This is a genomic window from Achromobacter insuavis (genome assembly GCF_902859645.1).
Classification (GTDB): Bacteria; Pseudomonadota; Gammaproteobacteria; order Burkholderiales; family Burkholderiaceae_B; genus Achromobacter; species Achromobacter insuavis.
Map to the genome: position 1 here is coordinate 170,237 of NZ_CADIJR010000002.1, position 26,584 is coordinate 196,820.

General features: G+C 68.1%; 22 protein-coding genes. 7 read left to right on the forward strand and 15 right to left on the reverse strand.

Annotated elements, in window-relative coordinates:
• Nucleotides 1–245 precede the first annotated feature (245 nt).
• Entirely contained in the window at nt 246–563 is a 318-nt protein-coding gene (gene sugE / locus H0523_RS02840) for a quaternary ammonium compound efflux SMR transporter SugE (protein WP_054434254.1), read from the forward strand.
• Nucleotides 564–615: 52 nt separating this feature from the next.
• Here the strand turns inward: sugE and H0523_RS02845 are convergent, their stop codons facing one another.
• The 6 genes from H0523_RS02845 to H0523_RS02870 all read right to left on the reverse strand — a co-directional run bounded on the left by H0523_RS02845 (nt 616) and on the right by H0523_RS02870 (nt 5,492).
• The gene (locus H0523_RS02845) at nt 616–1,488 is read right to left on the reverse strand and encodes an MOSC domain-containing protein (protein ID WP_054434252.1); all 873 of its coding nucleotides are present in this window, start codon (nt 1,486–1,488) and stop codon (nt 616–618) included.
• Between the two features lie 124 nt (nt 1,489–1,612).
• Nucleotides 1,613–2,539 carry an ectoine hydroxylase gene (thpD, locus tag H0523_RS02850; RefSeq protein WP_054434250.1) on the reverse strand — a complete coding sequence of 309 codons (927 nt, stop codon included), beginning with the start codon at nt 2,537–2,539 and terminating at the stop codon, nt 1,613–1,615.
• Nucleotides 2,540–2,554: 15 nt separating this feature from the next.
• Nucleotides 2,555–2,959 carry an ectoine synthase gene (locus H0523_RS02855; protein ID WP_006387829.1) on the reverse strand — a complete coding sequence of 135 codons (405 nt, stop codon included), beginning with the start codon at nt 2,957–2,959 and terminating at the stop codon, nt 2,555–2,557.
• A complete protein-coding gene (gene ectB / locus H0523_RS02860; protein ID WP_054434249.1) occupies nt 2,956–4,263 on the reverse strand; it encodes a diaminobutyrate--2-oxoglutarate transaminase in 1,308 nt (435 codons plus the stop codon). Before ectB ends, H0523_RS02855 begins: the two co-directional genes overlap by 4 nt.
• Before the next feature lie 120 nt (nt 4,264–4,383).
• Nucleotides 4,384–4,947, reverse strand: coding sequence for a diaminobutyrate acetyltransferase (ectA, locus tag H0523_RS02865; RefSeq protein WP_054434247.1), 564 nt, complete (start codon nt 4,945–4,947; stop codon nt 4,384–4,386).
• The gene (locus H0523_RS02870) at nt 4,944–5,492 is read right to left on the reverse strand and encodes a MarR family winged helix-turn-helix transcriptional regulator (RefSeq protein WP_006387826.1); all 549 of its coding nucleotides are present in this window, start codon (nt 5,490–5,492) and stop codon (nt 4,944–4,946) included. The genes ectA and H0523_RS02870 overlap by 4 nt, the downstream gene beginning before the upstream one ends.
• A 255-nt stretch (nt 5,493–5,747) precedes the next feature.
• Between H0523_RS02870 and H0523_RS02875 the strand changes: the two genes are divergently transcribed.
• Nucleotides 5,748–6,689 (forward strand): MurR/RpiR family transcriptional regulator, encoded by a 942-nt coding sequence (locus H0523_RS02875; RefSeq protein ID WP_054434245.1) that lies wholly within the window; start codon nt 5,748–5,750, stop codon nt 6,687–6,689.
• A gap of 58 nt (nt 6,690–6,747) precedes the next feature.
• Nucleotides 6,748–8,088 (forward strand): aspartate aminotransferase family protein, encoded by a 1,341-nt coding sequence (locus H0523_RS02880; protein ID WP_054434243.1) that lies wholly within the window; start codon nt 6,748–6,750, stop codon nt 8,086–8,088.
• 16 nt (nt 8,089–8,104) lie between these two features.
• On the opposite strand, the gene H0523_RS02885 is transcribed toward H0523_RS02880, so the two are convergent.
• The 5 genes from H0523_RS02885 to parE all read right to left on the reverse strand — a co-directional run bounded on the left by H0523_RS02885 (nt 8,105) and on the right by parE (nt 15,046).
• Complete coding sequence (locus tag H0523_RS02885) at nt 8,105–9,355, reverse strand: DUF418 domain-containing protein (protein ID WP_054434242.1); 1,251 nt, start codon at nt 9,353–9,355, stop codon at nt 8,105–8,107.
• Nucleotides 9,352–9,975, reverse strand: coding sequence for a TetR/AcrR family transcriptional regulator (locus H0523_RS02890; protein WP_054434240.1), 624 nt, complete (start codon nt 9,973–9,975; stop codon nt 9,352–9,354). The genes H0523_RS02885 and H0523_RS02890 overlap by 4 nt, the downstream gene beginning before the upstream one ends.
• Before the next feature lie 141 nt (nt 9,976–10,116).
• Nucleotides 10,117–12,438: a DNA topoisomerase IV subunit A gene (parC, locus tag H0523_RS02895; protein WP_054434238.1), complete on the reverse strand. Its 2,322-nt coding sequence runs from the start codon at nt 12,436–12,438 to the stop codon at nt 10,117–10,119.
• 35 nt (nt 12,439–12,473) lie between these two features.
• Nucleotides 12,474–13,085, reverse strand: a complete 612-nt coding sequence (locus H0523_RS02900; protein WP_054434236.1) for a YcxB family protein — start codon at nt 13,083–13,085, stop codon at nt 12,474–12,476.
• Complete coding sequence (gene parE, locus H0523_RS02905) at nt 13,085–15,046, reverse strand: DNA topoisomerase IV subunit B (protein ID WP_035360153.1); 1,962 nt, start codon at nt 15,044–15,046, stop codon at nt 13,085–13,087. Before parE ends, H0523_RS02900 begins: the two co-directional genes overlap by 1 nt.
• 326 nt (nt 15,047–15,372) lie before the next feature.
• Here parE and trxA point away from each other — a divergent pair, with 326 nt between their 5' ends.
• Both trxA and rho read left to right on the forward strand, forming a co-directional pair.
• On the forward strand, nt 15,373–15,699 hold the full coding sequence (trxA, locus tag H0523_RS02910; protein ID WP_006387817.1) for a thioredoxin TrxA: 327 nt from the start codon (nt 15,373–15,375) through the stop codon (nt 15,697–15,699).
• A 117-nt stretch (nt 15,700–15,816) separates the two neighbouring features.
• Nucleotides 15,817–17,076: a transcription termination factor Rho gene (gene rho / locus H0523_RS02915; protein WP_006218533.1), complete on the forward strand. Its 1,260-nt coding sequence runs from the start codon at nt 15,817–15,819 to the stop codon at nt 17,074–17,076.
• Nucleotides 17,077–17,280: 204 nt separating this feature from the next.
• Here rho and H0523_RS02920 read toward each other — a convergent pair whose 3' ends face one another.
• On the reverse strand, nt 17,281–17,628 hold the full coding sequence (locus tag H0523_RS02920) for a hypothetical protein (protein ID WP_054434235.1): 348 nt from the start codon (nt 17,626–17,628) through the stop codon (nt 17,281–17,283).
• A gap of 104 nt (nt 17,629–17,732) precedes the next feature.
• Nucleotides 17,733–21,353 carry a YhdP family protein gene (locus H0523_RS02925; protein ID WP_156350557.1) on the reverse strand — a complete coding sequence of 1,207 codons (3,621 nt, stop codon included), beginning with the start codon at nt 21,351–21,353 and terminating at the stop codon, nt 17,733–17,735.
• Between the two features lie 100 nt (nt 21,354–21,453).
• Between H0523_RS02925 and glnE the strand changes: the two genes are divergently transcribed.
• Nucleotides 21,454–24,219 carry a bifunctional [glutamate--ammonia ligase]-adenylyl-L-tyrosine phosphorylase/[glutamate--ammonia-ligase] adenylyltransferase gene (gene glnE / locus H0523_RS02930; protein WP_054434231.1) on the forward strand — a complete coding sequence of 922 codons (2,766 nt, stop codon included), beginning with the start codon at nt 21,454–21,456 and terminating at the stop codon, nt 24,217–24,219.
• A 103-nt stretch (nt 24,220–24,322) separates the two neighbouring features.
• On the forward strand, nt 24,323–24,997 hold the full coding sequence (locus H0523_RS02935) for an epoxyqueuosine reductase QueH (protein WP_054434310.1): 675 nt from the start codon (nt 24,323–24,325) through the stop codon (nt 24,995–24,997).
• A 40-nt stretch (nt 24,998–25,037) separates the two neighbouring features.
• On the opposite strand, the gene H0523_RS02940 is transcribed toward H0523_RS02935, so the two are convergent.
• Both H0523_RS02940 and H0523_RS02945 read right to left on the reverse strand, forming a co-directional pair.
• Nucleotides 25,038–26,009, reverse strand: coding sequence for an AraC-like ligand-binding domain-containing protein (locus H0523_RS02940; protein WP_054434229.1), 972 nt, complete (start codon nt 26,007–26,009; stop codon nt 25,038–25,040).
• A gap of 139 nt (nt 26,010–26,148) precedes the next feature.
• On the reverse strand, nt 26,149–26,584 hold a 436-nt coding region (locus H0523_RS02945; RefSeq protein ID WP_180180027.1), incomplete at its 5' end, for a c-type cytochrome.

The window sequence follows — 26,584 nt, forward strand, 5'->3', positions numbered from 1 at the left end:
TGCCGGAACGCGAAGTGATGCGATAAATGTGAAAACACCCGCGGATGGCGCGCACCTGCGGGCATGCAGCCCGACGACACCCGGTTTTGCCGTCGGAAGCCGGTATTCTATAATTTTTGCCGCGACGGGACGGCCCGTTGCTGCGTCCGCCGCCACATGGCGGCATTTGCCATCGGCAACGGCGGCATTGGCCATTGCCGGCAACGCATCAATCCGGGGACGACCCCTCTCAAGTAGGAGTCGTCATGACCTGGATCATCCTTGTGCTGGCCGGCCTGTTCGAAATCGTCTGGGCCGTCGGCCTCAAATACACCCATGGCTTCACGCGCCTGATGCCGTCCCTGGTGACGGTGGGCGGCATGCTCATCAGCTTCTGGCTGCTGGCGCTGGCCATGAAGACGCTGCCGCTGGGCACCGCCTACGCGGTGTGGGTCGGCATCGGCACCGTCGGCGCCTTCGTGGCCGGCATCATCCTGTTCGGGGAATCCATCAGCTGGCTGCGCATCGCCAGCGTCACGCTGATCGTGCTGGGCCTGGTCGGCCTGAAGCTGTCGTCGGCCTGAGGGTTGGACGCCTGATTCCCACGGCCCCGGCCTCGCGCCGGGGCGCGGCGGGCTAGAAATCCAGTTCGATCTCGACCCCGTCGCCCACCTTCAGGCGCGCGCCGGCCGGCGCGTCGACAATGGCGTTCTGGCCGAACACCACGCCGATATCCAGATTGCGGTAGCCCGCCAGCGTGCGGCCGGGCTCGTCGTGCTGCACGGCGGTGCGCTGGTCGATGTCGGGAATCGAGCAGCGCGTGCACGGCTTGACGAACGCCATGCTGACCGCGCCGGTCGTGATCATGGCGGTGTGGTCTTCCTCGAAGGCCTCCCACTCGCCCTGCACCACGATGTTGGGCCGGAAACGGTCCATCGGCACCGGCGCCACGCCCTTGGCCCGCAGGCGGGCGTTCAGGTCGTCCAGCGAGGCCTGGTTCGCCACCAGCAGCGGAAAGCCGTCGGCGAAGCCGAAGAAATGATCGCCCCCGAACACGTCGGCCAGGTCGGGATGGCCGGCGGTCCACTTGTCCACCCATTCGGGCTTGGCGGGCCGCGCCGCCGCGGCATCCACCTTGTACAGACGGCAAGGCGTCTTGAGAAAATCGGAACACCATTGCGCCGCGGCCTCGCTTTCGCGGCGCGCGTCGAGCGTGTCCTTCCAGACGCCGACCGTCTCCACGCCCGGCTGCAGGGCCGATCCATCCAGCGGCACCTCCAGGTCGGGCATGCCGGGCGCCGACAGGCGCAGCGCGTCGGCGGTGAGCGCCGTGCGGATCAGCGCCATGGCGGACCACTGGCGCTGCGTCATGAACTGGCCGTCGGCCGACACCAGCATCCAGCGGCGATCGTGCGCCAGCCCGGCGCGGTCCACCGGCGATTCGGCCAGGTCGATGCCGGCGCAGGATTTGACCGGGTAGATATGCAGGCTGAGGATGCGGGCGGACATGGCGGCGGATGCGGGCGTGGCGGGGAGCCAGAGCATAGCGGATGGCCAGCGAAAAGCCCAGGCCGGGGGCCTGGGCTTGAGTGGCGTGCGAGGGACGGCGCCACACCGCCCCCGCCGTGACGCGTCAGCCGCCGACCAGCTTGAGCGTATCCAGCGGCGTCACCGCCTTGAACGCCTTGCGCGTGGCGATGTGCTCGGGACGCGGGGTCAGGCCGTACTTGGGCGGCTCCAGCGTGTTTTCCATGCTGTTGTAGACCATGAACACATTGGCGCGCGGCCACGGCGAGATGTTGCTGTTGGAGCCGTGCATGGTGTTGCAGTCGAAGAACACCACCGAGCCCGCCTTGGCGGTCATGGTGCGGATGCCGCCCTGCTCGACCAGCAGTTGCAGGCTGACCGGATCCGGCACGCCGTACTCCTGCTTCTTGAGCGACTGCTTGTAGTGGTCGTTGGGCGTTTCGCCGACGCACGAGATGAACTGTCGGTGCGACCCCGGCACCAGCATCAGCGGGCCGTTGCAGTCATTGTTCTCGGTCAGCAGCACCGAGCAGCTCAGCGCGCGCATCGACGGCATGCCGTCTTCCACGTGCCAGGTCTCGAAATCCGAGTGCCAGTAGAACTCCTTGCCCTTGAAGCCGGGCTTCATGTTGGCGCGGGACTGGTGGATGTAGACCTCGGACCCCAGGATCTGGCGCGCCACGTTGACCAGCCGCGGATCACGCACCAGGCGCGCCAGCACGGGGTTCAGCACGTGCACCATGAAAATGGAGCGCACGGCGTTGCTGCCGGGCTCGGTGATCGACTCTTCGCGGCGGATGATCGACGGGTCGCGCGTCATGCGCTCGACCTCGGCCGACAGCGCCCGCACTTCGGCGTCGGAGAACAGGTCCTCCAGCAGCAGGAAGCCATCGCGCTCGTAGCTGCCGATCTGCTCGCCGCTCAGGGCGTTGGCGTAGTTGCCTTCTTCATAGACCACCGGATCCTGGCGGGAAATGATGGCGGAACTTCGATCCGTACGGGAGGCGTACGGATCCTGCGCAGGTGAGATCATGCGAACCTCCTTGTATCAGGCCGCTTGGGCTTCGGCTTCAGGCAGGGCGTAGACGCCCTCTTTGTCGTGCACTTCCTGGCCGGTCAGCGGCGGGTTGAAGACGCAGATGACGCGCAGCGGCTCCTTGCCGCCGCACAGCCAGTGCTCGTCATGCTCGTTCAGGGCGTAGACCACGCCGGGGCCCAGCTCGTACTTCTTGCCGTCGGCAATCGTCTCGATGGAGCCGTCGCCCTCGATGCACCACACCGCTTCCAGGTGGTTCTTGTAGTGGATGTGGGTGCGGCCGCCCGGGAAGATGGTGGTCTCGTGGAAGGAAAAGCCCATCCCGTCCTTCTTGAGCAGCACGCGGCGGCTGACCCAGGTGTCGGTGCGGACTTCGTCGGCGGTGCCGATCACATCTTTGACATTGCGTACGATCATTGACGTTTTCCTCCAAATTTCAGGATGCGGGCGGACTGCCCCTCTTCGGCCAGCGCGTCGGCCACGCTCGCCTCGATCACGTCCAGGCCCTTGGACAGCAGGTCTTCCTCGATGGTCAGGGCCGGCAGCAGCTTGAGCACTTCGTCGTGCGCGCCCGAGGTCTCGATGACCACGCCGCGCTTGAAGGCGTTGGCGGCGATGCGGTTGGACAGCGCCGGGGTGGCGTTGCTGACCAGGCCCTGGATCAGGCCGCGGCCGCGCACCGACAGGCCGGCGTTGGGATAGCTGTGCACCAGGTTTTCCAGCCAGTCGCGCACCAGGCGCTCCTTGCGCTGGATCTCGGCGGTGAACGCGGTGTTGGCCCAGTAGGTTTCCAGCGCCTGGGTGGCGGTGACGAACGCCAGGTTGTTGCCGCGGAAGGTGCCGCTGTGGGCGCCGGGTTTCCAGACGTCGAGCTCGGGCTTCATCAGCACCAGCGACATCGGCAGGCCGAAGCCCGACAGCGACTTGGACAGCGTGATGATGTCAGGGCGGATGCCCGCGGCCTCGAAGCTGAAGAAGGTGCCGGTGCGGCCGCAGCCGACCTGGATGTCGTCCACGATCAGCAGCATGTCGTGGCGCTTGCAGAGCTTGTCCAGTTCCTTGAGCCAGCGCAGCGTGGCGACGTTGACGCCGCCCTCGCCCTGCACCGTCTCGACGATGACGGCGGCGGGCTTGTCCATGCCGCTGCTGGGATCTTCCAGCATGCGCTCCAGGTAGGCCATGGTGTCCACGTCCGGGCCGAAGTAGCCGTCATAGGGCATGAAGGTGGTGTTGGCCAGCGGGTAGCCGGAGGCATCGCGGAACTTCATGTTGGCGGTCACCGCCAGCGAGCCGCCGCTGACGCCGTGAAAGCCATGCGTGAAGGAAATCACATTGGGGCGCCCCTTCACCTGGCGCGCGATCTTGAGCGCCGCCTCGACCGCGTTGGTGCCGGTGGGGCCGGTGAACTGCAGGGTGTATTGCCAGTTGCGCGGCTTGAGCAGCACGCGGTCGACCGCCTCGAGGAAGCTTTTCTTGGCGCTGGTGGCCATGTCCAGGCCATGCACCACGCCGTCGGCCTGCACGTACTCGAGCAGCTTTTCCTTGAGAATGGGATTGTTGTGGCCGTAGTTCAACGTGCCGGCGCCGCTGAAGAAGTCGATGTATTCGCCACCGTCCTCATCCACCAGCGTCGATCCCCTGGCCTGGCTGAATATCACGGGAAACGACCGGATATAGCCCCGTACTTCCGACTCCATCCGGTCGAAGATTTTCAAGTCCATGTGATTAATCCTCCCTTTCATCTCATAAGTTGACAGACGGCCAGATCCCTTCCGCATGCGCGCCGGGCGCATCCGGATGCGTCAAAGCCATCCCGGTTTTCGACAGGACCGCGTTGCCGCCTACGGGGCGGGCAAGGTGAACGGGCCTATCCTCAACAACATCTCGTCGTCATGGTCCGCGCCGCCGAAAAGCTGCCGGTCGAAGAACGGCTGCTCGGAGACGTGGGCGCCCAGCTCGCCGGCGAGGCCGGCAAAGGTGCGGCGCGATGCCTGGTTGTCAGGCGCCACCGTGGTTTCAAGATGACGAACATGCGCGAGCCCCTCGCGTTGCAAGAGCGCCCGAAGCATGGCGCGGCCTAACCGTTGGCCGCGTGCGCGGGTGTGCACGGCGACCTGCCAGACGAACAACACGTCGGGCCGGTCGGCAAGCACGTAAGCGGAGATAAATCCATCGATGCGTCCTCCGGCGCTTTCGGCCAGGACGCAGGTGCCGCGGTTGTGCTCGCACAGGAGCAGGTACGCGTATAGAGAATTGAGGTCGAGTGGCGGGCACTCGGCAATGAGCTGGTGGATCGCGGCGCCGTCCTTGCGGCGGGGCTCACGCAACAGATGCGTTTTGCTGCCCGCCGCCGGCGCCACGGCACTTGAGTTCGTAGTGGTGTCGTTCAGTTCGTTTGCTCTCATACAACCAATCCTGATTCGGGAGGCGCGCCACCCGTGGGCACCTCGAGGATGGGCGACGATACGTCGCCCTGGGTTTCCGTCGCGACCCCGCTCTCTTCTTCCATGAGCGCCACGATGCGCTCGAGCGACAGGGTGATGGTGGCCTGCTCCAGCTCCGGCAACGCGTTGAGCGCGTCGGCCAGATGCTTTTGCAGCGGCGACGGCGCCTGCTGCGCGACCTCGCGGCCGGCGTCGGTGGCGGTCACGAAGACGATGCGGCGGTCTTCGCGGCCGCGCTCGCGGCGGATCAGGCCCTTGTCTTCCAGGCGGTCGAGAATGCCGACGACCGTGCTGGGGCTGACATGGATCTCGCGGCTGATCGCCGTGGCCGTCAGCGGACCGTTGGCGATGACCGTGCGCAGGCACATCAGCTGCGGCGCGGTGATGTGGCTCACGGCGGACAGCTGGCGCGAGTGCAACGCGATGGATCGCGTGATCCGGCGCAGTGCCCGCAGGATGCGCAGGTCATATTGCTGCGCGGGGTCGGTTACGGTCTGTTTATTCATGACTGAATTAGTTCAGCTAAATTGATTTCTATACGAATGATATGGGTGACCTATCCCTGTGTCAAACCCGATCACCGGCCATTTTGTAATCATTTCCGCGCTATCCGCCGTCATGTCGCCAGGGGCTTCCCAGGAGGGCGGCGTCGTTACGATATGTCGGAGTTGCCCTACGATCCGCAAATAAAACAACTGTTTTTCCATTCAATATAGATGTAGCATTTGTTTTATAGAAAACGACTTGCCCGCTCCGCCACCGTGATCGCTCCCCTGCAAGACCACCTGCGCCATCTCAGCGCGACGTTGCCCGCCGAACTGCAGCGCGCCGCGCATTGGGTATTGGCCCATCCAGCCGAAGTGGGGCTGTGGTCGATGCGGCGCCAGGCGCAGGCGGTGGGCGTGTCGCCCGCCACCATGCTGCGGCTGGCCCGCGCCGCGGGCCATGACAGCTACGAGGCGTTCCGCGCCCCGTTCCAGCGCGCGCTGGCCGGCGGCGCCGAGGACGGCCTGCGGCAGCGCGCCGCGCGCTTGCAGGCCTCGCACGCGCGCCAGGCCGGCGGCGACGGACACGACGCGCTCACCGACCTGCAGACCGCGGCGCTGGCCTCGATCTGGCAGGCCAATGACGCCGCCGCCTTCGACGCGGCCGTCGACGCGCTGCTGCGCGCCCGCCAGGTCGGCTTCCTGGGCACGCGCTCGGCCTTCGGCATCGCCTTCCAGATGCGCTACGCCTACCACCTCATACGCCGCAACGGCCTGTTGATCGACGGCCTGGGCGGGGCCGCGGCCGAAGACGCCGACAGCCTGCAGCCAGGCGATGCGCTGGTGGTGGTGTCGCAAGCCCCCTACCCCACGGCCACGGTGCGCCTGACCCGTCAGATCGCCGCGCGCGGCGTCACCGTGCTGGCGCTGACCGACAGCGCCGACAATCCCGTGGCGCGGACGGCCGGCCACGTGCTGCGCTTCGCCCGCGCCGACGAGCCCGGCCCGGACGCGCCGGCGCTGCGCGGCCCCGGCTCGTTCTTCCACAGCACCGCGGGCCTGCTGGGACTGGCCGAACACCTGATCGCGCGGCTGGCGGCCCGCGGCGGCGACGAGGTGCTGCAGCGCCTGGCCGAAATCGATGCCCGCCTGCAGGCGGACGGCGCCTACTGGCAGGACGCGCCGCCCAAGCGCGGCCGCGCGCCGCGATCCGAATGAATCACCCCGGTTGAATCGCCCTTTCCCCTTCCCCACGCCTTCCGCGGAGTTCCACGCCATGACCAGTACCCACGTTCTCCACCGCTCCCTGCGCAGCACGCCCCCGGTCGCGGTCCGCGGCCAGGGCGCCTGGCTCTACGACCAGGCGGGCCGCGCCTACCTGGATGGCTCCGGCGGCGCCGCGGTCTCGTGCCTGGGGCACAACCATCCGGACGTGCAGGCGGCGATGCACGCGCAGATCGACGCGCTGGCGTATGCCCACACCAGCTTCTTCACCACCGAGGTCGCCGAGCAACTGGCCGCGACGCTGGTCGCCGACGCGCCGGCCGGCACCTCGCATGCGTACTTCGTCTCGGGCGGCTCGGAGGCGATCGAGGCCGCGCTGAAGATGGCGCGCCAGTACTACGTCGAGATCGGCCAGCCGCAGCGCCGCCACATCGTGGCGCGGCGCCAGAGCTATCACGGCAACACCATGGGCGCGCTGGCGGTGGGCGGCAACGCCTGGCGCCGGGCGCAGTTCGCGCCGCTGCTGATCGACGTGGCGCACGTGTCACCCTGCTATGCCTACCGCGACCAGGCGGCTGGCGAAACCGATGAGCAATACGCCGAACGCCTGGCGCAGGAATTGGAGCAGACCTTCCAGCGCCTCGGCCCCGACAGCGTGATGGCCTTCGTCGCCGAGCCGGTGGTGGGCGCGACCTCGGGCGCGGTGACTGCGGTGCCGGGCTACTTCCGCCGCATCCGCGAGGTCTGCGACCGCCACGGCGTGCTGCTGATCGCCGACGAGGTCATGTGCGGCATGGGCCGCACCGGCACCTTGTACGCCGTCGAGCAGGAAGGCATCACGCCCGACCTGATCACCATCGCCAAGGGCCTGGGCGGCGGCTACCAGCCGATCGGCGCGGTCATGGCGCAGGAACGCATCGTGCAGGCGATGCAGCAAGGCAGCGGCTTCTTCCAGCACGGCCACACCTACCTGGGCCACGCCACCGCGTGCGCGGCCTCGCTGGCGGTGCAGCAGGTGATCAAGCGCGACAACCTGCTGGCGCGCGTGCGCGCCCAGGGCGACGGGCTGTGCCAGCGCCTGCGGCAGGCGCTGGGCGACCATCCGCACGTCGGCGATATCCGCGGCCGCGGGCTGTTCATGGGCGTGGAGCTGGTGCAGGACCGCGCCAGCAAGGCGACCTTCGACCCGGCCCTGTCGTTGCATGCGCGCATCAAGCGCGAAGCCATGGCGCGCGGCCTGATGGTCTATCCGATGGGCGGCACCATCGATGGCCGCCAGGGCGACCACGTGCTGCTGGCCCCGCCCTTCATCATCACGGACGACGAGCTGGACCAGTTGACCGACCGCCTGGCCGGCGCCATCGACGCCGCCATCGCCGACAGCGGCCGCTGAACCGCCGCGGCCGGCGCTAGCCGGCCTGCCCCGGCGACGGACGGCGCCACGCGGGCCAGGCGCCGATGGTCAGGGCGCGCAGCAGCCATTCGACCGGGCCGTAGGCGTGGCGGCGCAACCACCACGCCGACAACGGCAACTGCGCCAGGAAGATCGCCACGGCGATCACCAGCGCCGCGCCCGGCGACACGCTGCCCGTCAGGCGCAGGCCCCAGCCGGTGAAGAGGAAGGCGCACAGCGCCGATTGCATCAGGTAGTTGCTCAGGGCCATGCGGCCGGCCGGCGCCAGCGTGCGCGCCAGCGCGGCGCCCGGCCGCGTGCGCATCGCCAACAGCAAGGCCGCGGCGTACGACATGCTCAACAGCGGCGCCGTGAACAGATCCATGGCCAGGCCCGGGGTTTCCCACAACGGGGACATCGACGGCAAGGCGGTGGTCGCATAGGCGGCGGACCCGGCCAGCCCGGGCAACGCTCCCAGCGCGCACAGCAGCCACAGCGCCCGCGGCTGGCGCCACGGATCGGCCAGCGCCTGACGCCGGCCCAGCGCATAGCCAACCAGGAACATGGCGAAGACGAACGGTCCCTGCACCAGCAGGATCACGCCCCAGATGCTGCTGGTCAGTTCGTACCAGTGGCGGGCGATGGTGCTGGCGATCGTGCCGCGATAGGCGTCGATGGCGGCCTGCGAATCGGCCGCGGAGACCACGCTGGCGGCGCGGCTCAACTCGACGGTGCCGACGGGGTCCAGCAGGCTCAACGCCGCCAGCAGGGCCCACGCCAGCGACGCCAGCCCGATCAGCCAGAGCGCGCGGCGCAAGGCGCGGCCCGGCTCCATGCGGCGGCAGGCCATCAGCGCCAACCCCAGCAAGGCATAGGTCAGCAGGATGTCGCCCTGGTAGAACAGCACCGCGTGCGCCAGCCCCAGCAGCGCCAGGCCGGCCAGGCGCCGCAGGAAGCGCGGCCCAAAGGCGGCGCCGCCGCGTTCGGCCGCGCTCATCTGCAAGGTGAAGCTATAGCCGAACAGGAACGAGAACAGCAGGTAGAACTTGGTCTCGAACAGCCACGCCACCAGCCAGCGCACCGCCACGTCCCACGGCCCCGAGAAGGCGGGGTCGGTGATGCCGTTGGCGTAGAACGGCGACGCGAACACGCCGATGTTGACGACCAGGATGCCGAACAGCGCGAAGCCGCGCAGCGCGTCGACCTGGGCCAGGCGCGGCGGCGCGGCCGTGGCGGCGCCGACGAAGGCGTTTTCGGCGGCGTTCATGGCCGCGCTCCCGCCGCGCCGGGCGCGGGCGGCAGGCAGCCCTGCAACGCCGCGTCGAGCAGCCGCCCGCCGGCGGCCGCGTCGAACCGCGGATCCACCACCGACCGGCTGTAGATGCCGTCCAGCAGCAGCAACAGCAGGTCGGCCATTTCCGCCACGGGCCGCGGCATGGCGTCCGGCGGCAGGCCCTGCCAGACCGCCGCCAGCAGCGCCGTCAGCGACGCCTTGCGTTCGCTTTCGTTCGCCATGACCAGCGCGTGTACCCGCGGATTGCGCACCGCCTCGGCCAGGATCTCCATGCCCAGGCGGACAAAGCCCGGATCGCGGTACTGCGCCAGGTTCTGGTCGACCCAGCCGACCAGGGCGGCGCGCGCATCGCCGGCGCCGCCGCCGGCCTGGCGGTGTTCGCGCAGCGTGTCGGTGTCGGATGCGATCAGCGCCTCGATGATCTCGGCCTTGCTGGCGTAGTAGTGGAACAGGTTGCCCGGGCTCATCGCCGCGCGCGCGCAGATCTGCGCGGTCGAGGTGGCATGGAAGCCGTTTTCGGCGAAGCACTCGGCGGCGGCGGCCAGGATCTGGCGGCGCCGCTCCTGCTGCCGGGCGGGGTCGATTTTGCGCATGTCGCGTGGGATTCAATTAATAGACTGATTGATCTATCTATTAAATATCGCGCCCCCGGAGTTGGTCAAGTCCAACTCCGGAAACAAAACGGCGGACCCCGCGAGGTCCGCCGTGCTTCGCGAATGCCGCCCGGACCGCGATCAGCCCAGCACCGGCGACAGCAGCGGCTGCTTGGGCCGCACGTCCAGCGCCCGCCCCTTGCGCGCGCGCTTGCCGACGTACACCGCCAGCGCCGCGCCCACCAGGATGTCCTCGGTGTGCTTGTTGCGGTAGATGCCGGCCGCGCGCAGGCCGAGCGCGCCGATCGGCACGGTCTGGTCGAGCTTGTCGGCGCCATCCAGCCCCATCAGGATGGTGCCGCGTCCGCCGCCGGACAGCGACTTGAGTTCGTCCAGCCCGAACACCAGGAACTTGCCCTTCTGCGACAGCAGCGCCAGTTGCGTGGCGCCCTCGAACAGCGGCACCGGGCGCAGCAGCTCGTCGCCCGCCTCCAGCGTGATGAACTGCTTGCCGGCGCGCTGGCGGCTGGTCATGTCCGACAGCTTGGCGGCAAAGCCATAACCGCCGCGCGTGGCCAGCAGCCAGCGGCTGTCGGCCGCGGCCGCGATGGTGTGGACGATGCGGGTGCCGCTTTCCAGGTCGATCATGGTGGTGACCGGCTGGCCGTCGCCGCGCGCCGACGGCAGGCCGGACACCGGCACCGAATAGACGCGGCCGTTGTCGCCCATGGCGATCAGCGTATCGGTGGTGCGGCATTCAAACGCGCCATAGAGGTCGTCGCCCTGCTTGAAGCCGAATTGCGAGGCATCGTGGCCGTGGCCCTGACGGGCGCGCAGCCAGCCCTTCTGCGACACGACCACGGTAACCGGCTCGTCCAGCACCTTGGTTTCGAGCACGGCGCGCTCGGCGGTCTCGATCAGGGTGCGGCGATCGTCGCCATACTGCTTGGCGTCGGCCTCGATTTCCTTGATGAGCAGGCGCTTGAGGGTGTTGGGATTGTCCAGCAGTTCCTGCAGCGAGACCTGCTCCTTGCGCTTGTCCGCGAGCTCCTGCTCGATCTTGAAGCCTTCCAGGCGCGCCAGCTGGCGCAGGCGCATTTCGAGGATGTCCTCGGCCTGCCGCTCGGACAGGTTGAAACGCTCCATCAGGGCCACGCGCGGCTCGTCGGATTCGCGGATGGTCTGGATGACCTCGTCCACCTTCAGGTAGACCACCATGCGGCCTTCCAGCACGTGGATGCGGTCTATCACCTTGTCCAAACGGAACCGGGTGCGGCGCAGCACGGTGTGGGTGCGGAACGCCAGCCACTCGACCAGCACGTCGCGCAGGCCCTTCTGGCGCGGACGGCCGTCGGTGCCGATGCAGACCAGGTTGACCGAGGCGCTGCTTTCCATGCTGGTCTGCGCCAGCAGGGTGTTGACGAATTCGTCGCGGTCGACGCGCGAGGTCTTGGGCTCGAACACCAGGCGCACGGCGGCGTCCTTGCCGGATTCGTCGCGCACCGCGTCCAGCAGGTTCAGCATCACGGCCTTGGCCTGCGTCTGCTCGGGCGTCAGGCTCTTCTTGCCGCTCTTGACCTTGGGGTTGGTGATTTCCTCGATCTCTTCGAGCACCTTCTGGCACGAGGTGCCCGGCGGCAGCTCGGTGACCACCAGCTGCCACTGGCCGCGCGCCATTTCCTCGAACTGCCAGCGCGCCCGCACCTTGAGCGAGCCGCGCCCGCCCGCGTAGATCTGGGCGATGTCGGCGGCCGGCGTGATGATCTGGCCGCCGCCGGCGAAGTCCGGACCGGGGATCATGCCGAACAGCTCGGCGTCCGGCAGTTGCGGCTGCTTGATCAGCGCCACGCAGGCCTGCGCCACTTCGCGCAGGTTGTGCGGCGGGATTTCGGTGGCCATGCCGACCGCGATGCCGGACGCGCCGTTCAGCAGCATCACCGGCAGGCGCGCCGGCAGCATCTGCGGCTCCTGCTGGCTGCCGTCGTAGTTGGGCACGAAATCGACCGTGCCTTCGTCGAGCTCGTCCAGCAGCAGCTTGGCGATCGGCGTCAGGCGCGCTTCGGTGTAGCGCATGGCGGCGGCGTTGTCGCCGTCGCGCGAACCGAAGTTGCCCTGGCCGTCGATGAGCGGATAGCGCAGGGAGAAGTCCTGCGCCATGCGCACCATGGCGTCATAGGCGGCCTGGTCGCCGTGCGGGTGGTATTTGCCCAGCACGTCGCCGACGACGCGCGCGGACTTCACCGGCTTGGCGCCGGCCGCAAGCCCCATGGCCTGCATCGCGAACAGGATGCGGCGCTGCACGGGCTTCTGCCCGTCGCCGACGTCGGGCAGGGCCCGGCCCCGCACCACGGACACGGCATAGTCCAGATAGGCCTGTTCGGCATAGCGCGCCAGGGTGATGGCGGCATCGCCGCCCTCGTCGGGCGCGGCGTCGAACAAACCGTGTTGATTGCTGTCGGTCATGATGGTTTCAGGTAGATAGATTCATTGAAACGGCGTCATCGGGGAGCCGCGGCGCCCAGCAGCTGGGCATCGGCCACGTGCTCGCGCAACTGGGCGCGCACCGCGTCCAGCGTGGCGGCGTCCTGCCTGCGCTTGGGAATGATCACGCCTTGCAGCGTCCCCAGGATGACATACAGATGCTGCGGCGCTTCCTCGACCCGCCGCACGTCGTTCCAGTCGATGCGGCCGGAGGCGTCGGCGATACGGTCGTCGATGCCGTCGGCGCCGAAGACCAGCTGGTGACGCCCCAGGAACAGGCCGTCGGGCCGCTTGGCCAGCATGCGGCGCGTGTTCATGCGCACCAGCCCCGGCAGCACGAACTCGTAGGCCAGCGCCAGCAGCGCCAGGATGCCCAGGCCCACCGCCAGCCCCTCGAAGTACACCGGCAGCAGCAGGCTCCAGTTGGGGCCATGCCCGTCCCAGGTCTGCCAGACCAGGTAGCCCAGCAGCACCACCACCATCAGCACCGCGAAGCGCAGGTGCGACAGATAGCGGCGGCGCCGCAGTTCCGGCCGCTTGTACACGTACGCCGCGAACTCGGCGTAGTCGTCGGCGGTGAGGTCGACCGCCATGGCGGCGGCCGGCGACGGGGACGCGGACGGCGTCATCAGATGTCCAGCTCCGCCAGGTTGCCCTTCTCTTCGATCCAGGCGCGGCGTTGCGAGGACTCGCCCTTGCCCATCAGCATGTCGAACATGCGGGTGGTGTCTTCAGGCGTCTGGTCGCCATAGCCCACCGGCAGCAGCCGGCGCGTGTCCGGATTCATGGTGGTTTCCCACAGCTGCTCGGGGTTCATTTCGCCCAGGCCCTTGAAGCGGCTGACCGACCAGGCGCTTTCGCGCGAGCCTTCCTTGCGCAGCTTGTCCTGCGCGGCTTCCAGCTCGCCCTCGTCCAGGCAGTAGATCTTGCGCGCCGGGCGCTTGCCCTGCGCCGGCACGTCCAGGCGGAACAGCGGCGGCTTGGCGACGTAGACGTTGCCGGCCTCGACCAGCTTGGGGAAGTGCTTGTAGAACAGCGTCAGCAGCAGCACCTGGATGTGCGAGCCGTCGACGTCGGCGTCCGACAGGATGCAGATGCGGCCGTAGCGCAGCCCCGACAGGTCGGGCGAATCGCCCGGGCCGTGCGGATCGACGCCGATGGCAACCGAGATGTCGTGGATTTCGTTGTTGGCGAACAGGCGGTCGCGATCGACCTCCCAGGAGTTCAGCACCTTGCCGCGCAGCGGCAGGATGGCCTGGAATTCCTTGTCGCGGCCCATCTTGGCCGAGCCGCCGGCCGAGTCGCCCTCGACCAGGAAGACCTCGGTGCGGGTGGCGTCGCTGGATTCGCAGTCGGTCAGCTTGCCGGGCAGCACCGCCACGCCGGAGCTCTTGCGCTTCTCGACCTTCTGGGCCGAGCGCTGGCGCGCCTGCGCCTGGCGGATGGCCAGCTCGGCCAGCTTCTTGCCGTATTCGACATTGCTGTGCAGCCACAGGTCGAGCGCGCTCTTGGAGAAACCGCCCACCAGGCGCACCGCGTCGCGGCTGTTCAGGCGCTCCTTGATCTGGCCCTGGAATTGCGGATCCAGCACCTTGGCCGACAGCACGAAGCTGGCGCGGGCGAACACGTCCTCGGGCAGCAGCTTCACGCCCTTGGGCAGCAGGCTGTGCAGTTCGGCGAAACCCTTGACCGCGCCGAACAGGCCTTCGCGCAGGCCCGATTCGTGGGTGCCGCCGGCCGGCGTCGGAATCAGGTTCACATACGACTCGCGCACGGCGTTGCCGTCCTCGGTCCAGGCCACCACCCATTGGGCGCCCTCGCCTTCGGCGAAGGTTTCATGGTCGGCGCCGGCGTATTGCTCGCCCTCGAAGAACGGCACCATCAGTTCGGCGCCGGCCAGGGCTTCGGACAGGTAGCCACGCAGGCCGTCCTGGTACTGCCAGGTCTTGGTGTCGCCGGTCTTTTCGTTGACCAGCGAAACCTTCACGCCCGGCAGCAGCACGGCCTTGCTGCGCAGCAGGTGGGTCAGCTCGCCCAGCGGGATGTTGGGGCTGTCGAAGTACTTGGCGTCCGGCCAGACCCGCACGCGGGTGCCGGACTTCTTGCGGCCGCCCTGGTCGAAGGGCGCCAGCGGCTCGGCGACGTCGCCGCCCTTGAACACCAGGCGGTTGACGGCGCCATCGCGCCAGACCACGACCTCGAGCCGGGTCGCCAGCGCGTTGGTGACGGATACGCCGACGCCGTGCAGGCCGCCGGAAAAGGCATAGGCGCCGCCGCCGGCCTTGTCGAACTTGCCGCCCGCGTGCAGTCGGGTGAAGACCAGCTCGACCACGGGGGCGTTTTCTTCGGGATGCAGGCCGACGGGAATGCCGCGGCCGTCGTCCTCGACGGACACGCTGCCATCGATGTGCAGCGTGACCTGTATCTGTTTGCCGTAGCCAGCCAGGGCTTCGTCTGCGGCGTTGTCGATGACCTCCTGCACGACGTGCAGGGGGTTTTCGGTGCGGGTGTACATGCCCGGGCGCTGCCGCACGGGCTCCAGCCCCTTCAGGACGCGGATGGACGCCTCGTTGTAACGTGGAGTGGCCAAGTTATCCCCAACATCTGTGGAAAAAAACCGACATTTTACGGATAAGCCCAGATTCTGCGCGGCTCCGGGTGGGATGCGCACGACCTGACCAGCTCCGAATTCGGTAGGATGACGATAGAGACACAGCCAGCGGATCCGGGTTCAATGCCCCGGATCGCGATAACTGCGCCGCGATATCCTACACAAAAGCGGCAAGTACTGTTGTTATAAACAGTGGTATGCCTGTTGTTTTTGACAGTGGTATGCTTTAATCCATTCCACAAACAAGAACAACGGCAAGGCGTCCCTTTTTTCGCCTTTTGCTGCCGAACCCGAGAATCACCATCATGAGCGACCAAATCAAGAACGTCAGTGACGCGAGCTTCGATGCCGATGTGTTGAAGTCCGGCCAGCCGGTGCTGGTGGACTACTGGGCTGCCTGGTGCGGCCCCTGCAAGATGATCGCCCCGATCCTGGAAGAAGTCGCCACCGAATACGCCGGTCGCCTGACGATCGCCAAGCTCAACGTGGACGAGAACCAGGGCACCGCCGCCAAGTACGGCATCCGTGGCATCCCCACCCTCATGCTCTTTAAAGACGGCCAGGCTGCCGCCACCAAGGTTGGCGCGCTGTCGAAGTCGCAACTCACCGCATTCCTGGACGGCGCGTTGTAAACTGCGTGCTGTGAACGAAGGCGCCGCCCTGGGGGCGGCGCTGCTTCCATACCGCGCGAGCCCGTCCGTGGCGCGCCGCCAGAACCCTCCTTTACTCTTCCCCCAACACTCACCGCGATGCACCTCAACGAACTGAAGGCGCTGCATGTCTCGCAGCTGCTGGAAATGGCCGCTGGCCTGGAAATCGAGAACGCCAACCGCCTGCGCAAGCAGGAGCTGATGTTCGCCATCATGAAACGGCGCGCCAAGCAGGGCGAGCAGATCTTTGGCGACGGCGTGCTGGAAGTCCTGCCCGATGGCTTCGGTTTCCTGCGCTCGCCCGAGACCTCGTATCTGGCCAGCACGGACGATATCTACATTTCGCCGTCCCAGATCCGCCGCTTCAACCTGCACACCGGCGACTCGATCGAAGGCGAAGTGCGCACGCCCAAGGATGGCGAGCGTTATTTCGCGCTGGTCAAGGTGGACAAGGTCAACGGCGTGGCGCCCGAGGCGATCAAGCATCGCATCATGTTCGAGAACCTGACGCCGCTGCATCCGAACCGGACCATGCGCCTGGAACGCGACATCAAGAGCGAAGAGAACCTGACGGGCCGCATCCTCGACGTCTTCGCCCCCATCGGCATGGGCCAGCGCGGCCTGATCGTCGCCAGCCCCAAGTCCGGCAAGACGGTGATGATGCAGCACATCGCGCACGCCATCACCACCAACTACCCCGACGCGGTCATGATCGTCCTGCTGGTGGACGAGCGTCCCGAGGAAGTGACCGAAATGCAGCGCACCGTGCGCGGCGAAGTGGTCGCCTCGACCTTCGATGAGCCCGCCACCCGCCACGTGCAGGTCGCCGAAATGGTCATCGAAAAGGCCAAGCGCCTGGTCGAAATGAAGAAGGACGTGGTGATCCTGCTGGACTCGATCACCCGTCTGGCCCGCGCCTACAACACCGTGGTGCCGGCTTCCGGCAAGGTGCTGACCGGCGGTGTCGACGCCAACGCCCTGCAACGTCCCAAGCGCTTCTTCGGCGCCGCGCGCAACCTCGAGGAAGGCGGTTCGCTGACCATCCTGGGCACCGCGCTGATCGAGACCGGCAGCCGCATGGACGAAGTCATCTACGAAGAATTCAAGGGCACCGGCAACTCCGAAGTGCACCTGGAACGTCGCCTGGCGGAAAAGCGCGTCTACCCGTCCATCAACCTGAACAAGTCGGGCACCCGCCGCGAAGAACTGCTGATCGCGCCGGACCTGCTGCAGAAGGTCTGGGTGCTGCGCAAGTTCATCCACGACATGGACGAAGTCCAATCCATGGAATTCATCCTGGACAAGATGCGCGCCACCAAGACCAATGCCGAATTCTTCGACATGATGAAGAAGAAGTAAGCCGTCGCCGCCCGCATGCCGGGCGCACGCATCGATTTGGCGAGGATTGCCCCACGGCGGTCCTCGCCAAATGCTTTTTGGGCCGGCATTTCCCGCCGGCCCGCCTCTGATCCTCGCCGGGTTTCGCGCCGGCCCGCATTCGATCCACGCCGGCGTTCACGGCCGGGCCGCATCCGATATCCGGGGGGATCCCCCCGGCTGGATTCAATGCAATTTGGGATCGGGGAACGGCAGCTTGTCCTGCGACATGCTGGGCTGGGCCTTCCACTTCTTGCCCTGCTTGTAGAAATCCATCTGGTTCTCGTTGACCGCGGCGCCCATCGTCACCGCCACCGTGCAGGCGACCTGCCCCGCGTGGGAGGCCTGTTCCGCGGCCACGCAGGTGCCCAGCTTGACCTCGGACGGGCGCGACAGGCCGGTGCCCGCGAGCATGTCGACGATCGCATCCGTGGCCTCGGGAATGGTGGGCAGGACCAGGTTCTGGGCCTGGGCCCAGGCGGAAACACTCATCAGTGCGAGCACCGTTGCCAGGCGGATGCGGGACTTGGCCATGCGACGACTCCATCAGTAGCGGGACTGACGAGAGATTAATGGCGCCGCCGCGTTGCTGTCTGTACGGTCTGTATCCCAATGTCAGGAAACCGCGGCCAGCCGGATCAGTGCTCGATGAACTCTTCCAGGCTGCGCGGCTTGGGCGTCTGCTTGGGCGCCGGCTTGCCCGAATCGTCGATCGGGTCGATCTTGGGATCGTCCCAGCTGCCCGTCACGGCGTATTCCATGGTCATGGCGCGCGCCAGCGGCTGCTTGAGCAGCCATTGCGTGACGAAGGCGCCCAGGCCGATCAGCGGGTTGACCGCCAGCGCCGTCACCATCGCCGCGCCACTGGCGTCCAGGTTGGGAATCACCACCGCCTTCAGGTTCCAGCGCTCCTGCACGAGGTTCACGTCGCCCGCCAGCACGATGGCGGCGACCGGGCCGTTGATCTTGTAGCCCTCGGTCTTGAGCGAACCGTCCGCCAGCTTGATCTGCCCGCGCACGGTATCGAACGGGAAACCGTCGCGCAGCAGGTTGGTCGGATTGACGTCGAGCCGCGCCAGCCGTTGCAGCGATTGCAGCGACAGCAACTCCAGCAGGCGCGCCGTGCGCGAATTCACGTGCATGAAGCGGCCCTTGTCCAGGGTGATCTCGGCATCGCCGGTCACGTCGGCGATATTGTGGGTCCAGGGCAGATTGCGCCAGGTCACATTGGCCTTGATGCCGCCGGTGCCGCCCGACACCACGCGCTCGAAGCCGATGCGGTCCATGAAGCTGCCCACGTTCTCGAACTTGGCGGTGGCATCCACCGTCAGGCCACGGTCCGGGCCTTCGAGGCGCCAGGCGCCGGTGGCGTTCAGGGTGGCGGCGTCGTTGGTGATCGACAGCTTGTCCAGGCGCCACTGGCGGCCGCGTTCGAGGTTGGTGCCGAGCACCTGCAGCTCGCCCAGGTTCTTGCCGTACAGGCGGAATTCCTTGGCCTGCAGGTCGATCGCCGGGATGTCCGACAGGTCGTTGCCCGAGGACAGCGCCTTGTCGGCCTCGTTGGTATCGTCCGCGCCGCCCAGCGCCAGGTGCTTGAAACGCGCGGTGATCTGGCCGGCGATGGCGCCGGAGGCCTCGCGCCACGACAGCGAGCCCGCCGCCTGGCGCGATTGCAGATCGACGCGCCACTGGGCCGGGGCCGGCCGCGTGGCGTACAGGGTCAGGTCATTGAGCGTATAGCCGCTGGTGCGCAGCAAGCCGGTGGCCAGGCTGACGCGCTCGGCCGCGGGCAGCAGCGGCCGCGGCGCCGGACGGCCCTTGACGGGCGGCGGGTCGAACCCGTCAGACACCTTTTCCCAGGCATCCATGTCCAGCTCCGGCAGGCTGGCGCTCAGGCTCAGGCCGCGCTCGGGCAGGCTGGCCGGACGGTCGATGCCGAGCGCGCCGCGCGCGAAGTACGACGGCGCGGCATCGGTCGGATCGCGCTCGAACAGCGCGTTGATGTTGTCGCCCAGGCTGGCGGTCAGCCAGCGCCGGCCCTTGGCGCCGCGGTCCTGCGCCGCGCCCCATTGCAGCTTGAGCGGCCGCGCCAGCGGCGCCGCCTTGCCGACGGGGGCCGGCATGTCGATGGCCAGGCCGGTCAGGTCCGATTCCATCGACAGTTCCACCGAGCCGCCGCGCTGGTAGCCGACCTTGCCCTTGTAGGCCGTCTTGCCCGAAAAGCGTCCCATCGACGGCGTATTGCTGATCTGCGTCAGTCCGGATCCGGCCAGCACGCCCTCGAAGCGCAAGGCGTCCGTCGGCTGCGCCAGGCTGCCCGAGATCTTGACCGGACCGCCCAGGAACTGCGCGCGGATCTCCTTGGTGCGCACGCCCTTCTCCGAAAACTCCAGGTCGCCATGCATCTGGCTGAGCAGCGGCATTTCCGGCATGAAGGTGAAGGTGTTGTCGGCGAACTGGATCTTGCCTTCGACCTGGGTGTCGTCGGTGTTCATCAGCGGCACCTTCAGCTTGAGCGGCATGCGCCAGTTGCCCGTGCCGCGCGCCTCGTCGAGCGCGCCGTCCAGCAACTGGCCCAGCGGCGAGCTGTCCGACAGCGCCAGGTAGGCCGGCACCGTCCCGCTGGTGTCGCCGTTGACCGTCAGCTCGGCGTTGTGCTCCATGTCGGGAATGGTGGCGGTGACCGCCCCCAGCGTCACCGTCTGGCCCGGCCCGGTATGAGCCACCGCCCCGCCCGGACTGTCGAGCACCAGCCCGACCTTGTCGACTCGGAAATTGCCCGACAGGTTCTCCAGCATCGGCCAGCCCTTGCGGTGCGGCCGGGCCGGCGCGTAATCGACCTTGGCGCCGGAGTAGGCGCCGGCAATGACGAATTCGCCGGTCGAGCCTTGGGCGCCGAAGGGGAATTCGTCCAGGTCGCCCTTGAGCGTGATGGAGGCCGACTCCATCTGCCCGGCGGGCAAGCCGGTCGCCAGCCATTCGCGCGCGTCCGGATTGACCTCCAGCGGCAGGTAGCGGTGGATCGCGTTCATGGCGCCGCGCACCAGCGTGCCGCGCATGTCGACGCTGCCCGCGGCGCTCTTGCCTTCCTTGCGCCACTGGCCCTGCAGGCGCACGTCGAGATCGTCGTTGACGACCCGCAGCTGGCCCACGTCGACGAACCAGTCGCGCGCGTCGGCGCCCTTGATGCGGGCATCCAGCGCAATCTCGCTGGCGCCCAGCTCGGGCTGTTCGAAGATGCCGGGCAAGGCCACGCGCAGTTGCTCGACGCGGCCATTGACCGACAGGTCCGCCGCGCCGGCGCTGCGCGCCAGCGGCACCTGCTCGCTCTGGACGAAATCGCCGGGCGTGCCCTCGATGCGGAACTGCGCGTAGCCGCCGCGCACCGCCGGGCCGTCCGACGCCGCCGCCCAGTCGACGCCGCGCGCGGCCACATCGGCGGTCAGCCTGGTGAAGGTGCCATGGTCCAGTTGCAGCCAGGCGCGGGCGCTGACGCGCCCCTTGATGGCCGGCGGCGGCATCCAGGGCGCCCAGGCCATCGGCTCGGCGTCATCCAGCGCGGCATAGACCTGCCCGCTCCAGTTGGCCGGACTGGCCGCGTTGGCGCTGAACAGGCTGCGGTTGAACTCGCCGCGCAGGTCCACCTTGCGCGCCAGCGCCGGATCGGCGTCGGCGCGCAGCACGAAACGGTGCGACAGGCTGCCGTTGCGCACCAGGAAATCGACATTGCTCAGGACCAGTTCGGGCGCGTGGCGCAGCTCGTCCTGCCAGCGGATGCGGGCGCCGTGGATCAGCAGCTCGCGCTGCGCGGTCAGCCAGCGCAGCGCCGGATGATCCAGGTCCGAACGGTGATCGCTGGCATTCAGGTCGATGCCCTGCCCCGCCACCCACAGGCGGTTGTCGGCATCGCGGCGCAAGGTCAGTTCGGGTTGCTCCAGGCGCAGCCGCAGCAGCGTGGGCGACAGCGTCAGCAGGCTGCGCCAGGCCAGCACCGCCGATACCGAGGGCAGCGTCAGCACCGGCGCGGCCTGGTCGTCATAGACCTGGACCGAGGAAAGATCCAATCGGGGATTGAGGCCCTGCCAGTCCGCCTGGATGGCGCCGATCGTGACGCGAGCGCCCAACGCCTGGCTGGCGTAGGCTTCGATCTGGGGACGCCACTGGTCCACGCGCGGCAAGACCCAATAGCGTACGCCCAGGAGCCCGATGGCCACGACGCCGTACACGGTCAACACCGCCCAGAACAGGCAGCAGAACACTTTTTTTGAAACAGACACGGATCGGTGGGCAGGAGAATAGTCTTGCGGTATCGTCCCCACTTATACCTGAAACGCGTCCATTCGTCTTCGTCCGATCGCCATGTCCACGCCCGCCCTGTTTGCCCCCGCCCTCGCCTGGTCCGGCCATCTGCGCCGCCGTCTCGACGCCCACCCGGATCTGGCCGCCTGGCTGGCGGAAGCGGTGCAACAACCGGTCACACCCGAGCGGCTGGCGCAATGGCAGGCGGAGCTGGCGGGCCCGGGCGCGCCCGACATCCTGCCGGTGGACCTGTGCCGCCAGGTGCTGCGCAAATTGCGCGAACGCGTCTTCAGCGCCCTGATCGTGCGCGACCTGGCCGGCCTGGCGCCCCTGGAGGAAGTGGTGGGCGCGATGACGGCGCTGGCCGATGCCGCGGTGGCCGCCGCCTACTGCAGCGTGGCGGCCGACCTGGCCGCGGTGCACGGCGTGCCGCGCGATCCGGCCACCGGCCTGCCCCAGGAGATGCTAATCGTCGGCATGGGCAAGCTGGGCGGCGGTGAATTGAATGTCTCGTCCGACATCGACCTGATCATGCTGTACGGCGAGGAAGGCGACACCGACGGCCCGCGCCGCATCAGCCACCACGAGTTCTATGGCCGCCTGACACGGCGCATGATGCCGGTGCTGTCCGAGGTCGACGCCAATGGCCAGGTGTTCCGGACCGACCTGCGCCTGCGTCCCGACGGCGACGCCGGCCCGCTGGCCTGGAGCCTGGATGCGCTGGAACACTACCTGATCGGCCAGGGCCGCGAATGGGAACGCTATGCCTGGCTCAAGGCGCGCCTGATGCCGGGCCAGGCCTTCGCGAGCAGCGACAGCGCGGCCCAGGCCCGCCAGCTGGAAAGCCTGCGCGTGCCGTTCGTCTACCGCAAGTATTTCGACTTCGACGCGCTGGCCGCGCTGCGCGCGCTGCGCGAGCGCATCCGCCAGGACTGGCAGCGCCGCGCCTCGGCCCGCAACGGCATCGACAGCGCCAACAACATCAAGCTGGGCGACGGCGGCATCCGCGAGATCGAATTCGTGGTGCAGCTGGCGCAACTGATCCGCGGCGGCCGCATGCCGGCGCTGCAGCAGCGCGGACTGCTGGCGGCGCTGCACGCCGAGCAAGTCGCCGGCTTGGTGCCCGAGGACGACGCGCGCCGCCTGGAAGAGGCCTACCGCTTCCTGCGCCGCACCGAACACGCGCTGCAGTACCGCGAGGACGAGCAGACCCACCTGCTGCCGGGCGACCCGGACCAGCGCGCCGCGCTGGCCGCCGCGCTGGGGCTGAGCCCGCAGGATTTCGAAAGCACGCTGGCCGCGCACCGCCAGTTCGTCTCGCGCACCTTCCGCAACGTGTTCCGCATGGTCGGCATGGACAAGGAGGACACCGCCGATGCCGGCGCCGACACGTCCGCCGACGAACCCGACGAGGAATGCGCCCTGGCCGAGCAGATCCGCCAGGCCTTCGGCGAACAGGCCGACGACCTGCTGCGCCGCACCGAAACGCTGCTGGGCAGCCACCGCGTGCGCAGCCTGCCCGAGAGCAGCCGGCGCCGCATGGAAACCCTGCTGCCGGCCGCGCTGCGCGCCGCGCGCCAGACCAGCGCGCCGCTGGACGCCGCCGTGCGCCTGTTCGACCTGATCGAGAAGATCGCCCAGCGCAGCGCCTACCTGGCGTTGCTGGCCGAATACCCTGACACCCTGGCGCGGGTCGCGCGCATGGTCGCGGCCAGCCCCTGGGCGGCCCAGTACCTGACGCAGCACCCGCTGCTGCTGGACAGCCTGATCGACTGGCGCACCCTGTTCGAGCCGCTCGATTTCGCCCAGATCGCGCGCCAGCTGTCCGCCGACCTCGACGCCTGCCGCCTGCCCGATGGCGACCCCGACATCGAGCGTCAGATGAACCTGATGCGCGATGTGCAGCGCCAGGCCAGCTTCCAGCTGCTGGCGCAGGACCTGGAAGGCGAGCTGACGGTGGAAAAGCTCGCCGACCAGTTGTCGGCCCTGGCCGACCTGCTGCTGACGGAAACCATCCGCCGCACCTGGCCGCTGGTGAACAAGGCCGCGGGCGCCACGCCGCGCTTCGCCGTCATCGCCTACGGCAAGCTGGGCGGCAAGGAGCTGGGCTACGCCTCGGACCTGGACCTGGTGTTCCTGTATGACGATCCGCGCGAGGACGCCGCCGAGGTCTACGCCAAGCTGGGCCGCCGCATGACCTCGTGGCTGTCCACCATGACCTCGTCGGGCCGCCTGTACGAAGTCGACCTGCGCCTGCGCCCGGACGGTGACGCCGGCCTGCTGGCCGTGTCGGTCGAGGCCTTCGAGCAATACCAGCAGAAGCACGCCTGGGCCTGGGAACACCAGGCCCTGACCCGCGCCCGTTACGCGTCCGGCGACGCCGGGGTCGGCCAGCGCTTCGAGCAGATCCGCGAAGCCATCCTGGTGATGCCGCGCGACACGGCCAAGCTGCGCGAGGAAGTGCTGGCGATGCGCCAGAAGATCAACGCCGGGCACCCCAACAGCACCGACCGGTTCGACCTGAAGCACGACGCCGGCGGCATGGTCGACGTCGAATTCGTGACCCAGTACCTGGTGCTGTGCCACGCCGGCACCCACCCCATGCTGGTGCGCAACCTGGGCAACATCACCCTGCTGCGCCTGGCCGGCGAGGCCGGGCTGATCGAGCCGGCGCTGGCCGCCCGGGCCGGCGACGCCTACCGCACGCTGCGGCGCGTGCAGCACCAGCTGCGCATGCAGGGCGTGGAAAAGGCCCGCGTGGCGCCCGACCAGCTGCAGGCCGAACGCGCGGCCGTGCGCGAGCTGTGGGACGCGGTGCTGGGCTGAGCCGCGGCAAGCCCTTCCGGGCGGCGCTTGCCGGCGCCCCCTGGCCAAGGCGGCAACTCAGCGTAAAATAAGGAGTTTTCCGCCTCACCGCCTGCTTTTGATCATGTCCGAACTCGTGCGCCCCAAACTCGACCTGCCCGCCGGCCGCCGCAAGGTGCTGATGCACTCGTGCTGCGCGCCCTGTTCCGGCGAGGTCATGGAAGCCATGACGGCTTCCGGCATCGACTACGCGATCTACTTCTACAACCCGAACATCCATCCGGTCAAAGAATACGAGATCCGCAAGCAGGAGAACATCCGCTTCGCCGAGCAGCACGGCATCGAGTTCATCGATGCCGACTACGACATGGACAACTGGTTCGACCGCGTCAAGGGCATGGAAAACGCCCCCGAGCGCGGCGAACGCTGCACCGCCTGCTTCGACATGCGCTTCGAGCGCACCGCCCTGTACGCTCACGAGCACGGCTTCGACACCATCACCAGCTCGCTCGGCATCTCGCGCTGGAAGGACATGAACCAGATCAACGGCTGCGGCGAGCGGGCGGCCGCGCGCTACGACGACCTGATCTACTGGACCTACAACTGGCGCAAGGGCGGCGGCTCGTCGCGCATGATCGAGATCAGCAAGCGCGAGAACTTCTACCAGCAGGAATACTGCGGCTGCGTCTATTCGCTGCGCGACACCAACCGCCATCGCCGCGCGCAAGGCCGCGAACGCATCCACATCGGCGTGAAGTTCTACGGCAAGGAAGACCTGATCAACGAGGAAAACCTCTGATCACACCGGGTCGTCCCGCCAGCCGGCGGGCGCTCCCGCATCAGGCCGATTCGCCCGGCAGGCGCCCCTGGCGCCGGTATTCCGACGGCGACACCCCATAGCGGTTGCGAAACGCGTGGCTGAAACGCGCCGCATCCGAAAACCCATGACGGAAGGCGATCTCGCCGATCTGCCGCGCGGTCTGCGCGGCGTCGGCCAGCATGTCGCGGCAGCGCTCCAGCCGCGCGCTGAGAATGAAATCGGCCGGCGTCGTGGCGGCCAGGGCGAACAGGTTGTACAGATAGCGCCGCGACACGCGCAGGGCCTCGGCCGCCGTCGCCGGCGACAGGTCCGGGTCGTGCAGGTTCTCGACCAGGTATTGCTGCACGCGGCGCAGTTGCGCCTGGCGCATTTCCACCTGGTCCTGCCCGCCTGCGCCGCCGGCCCGCTCGCTGATGTCCAGCCCCATCATCTGCATCACGGCGTTGGCCGCGTCGCGCGCCGCGCTGTCCGACAGATGGGCGTGTTCGCTCAGCGCCACCCGCAACAGGTCCATGGCCATGCGGCCGCAGCCGTGGCGCGCGCTGAAGCTGCGCGCCACCGCGTTGCGCATGGCCGGCAGCCAGGCCTCGGATTGCTTGCCCGGCACCTGCATCACCAGGAAATGGGCGTCGTCGTCGACATCGACCTCGTAGGGACGGGTGGTGTCGTAGATGCCCCACTCGCCCGGCATCAGCAAGGCGGTGCGGGCCGCCTGCCGGATCTCGCTGCGGCCATCGAGCTGCAGCGTGACCTTGTAGCCGGATGCCTCGGCGCGCTCGGCCAGCAGCCGCGTGCGGCGCACGCGCTGCGCGCCGGTGCGCATCTCGCAGACCTGCATCCAGCCCAGCGAATCCACCGCCACGCTGCTGCGAAACCGCTTCGGATCGGCGGCCGATACCTCCAGCGGCACAAAGGTGTTGCTGATGTTTTCCTTCCAGCTGGCGCAATCCAGGAACTGCTGGGGCGCGCTGCGTAACAGAGGGTGGGACATGGCGACTCCGGCGCGCGGCATGGAACAAAAGGCGGTCTTCTTTCTATCACCGAGCCCCGGGCCGGGAGTATCCGTGACAACCCCTAGGGCCTGTTCACACTACAGGGAGCCTCGCACCGCCCCCGGGCGCCGCGCGGCCTCAGGGCTTGCGGGCGCTGCCATATGAATAGTCGGACAGCGCCAGGCCCAGCGCCGCCAGCTCGCGCGCCAGGCCGTGGCGCACCGGCACCACGTCGTCGTAGCGGCGCGGCCGCGCCGCCGCCACTTCGCTCTCCGTGTAGGGCGAGAAGCCGGCCGGCAATTGCGCCGGACTGAACGTGTGCAGCAGCCAGTTCAACACATTGGCCAGTTCGGCGTTGCTCAATTGCGAATAGGCCGCGCCCGGCACCCGGATCAGGTATTCACGGCCGGCCGGCAGATGCGTGAAGGCGCCCACCGAATTGCGGAAATCGGGAATGCCATGCGGCGTGCTGCCGCGGCCGTCGACCCGGTGGCAGCCGGCGCACTGCAGCACGTAGTCGGCGCGCGCCGCCTGCCACAGCGCGTCGGCGCCGGGCGCGGCGTTGGCCGCGGCG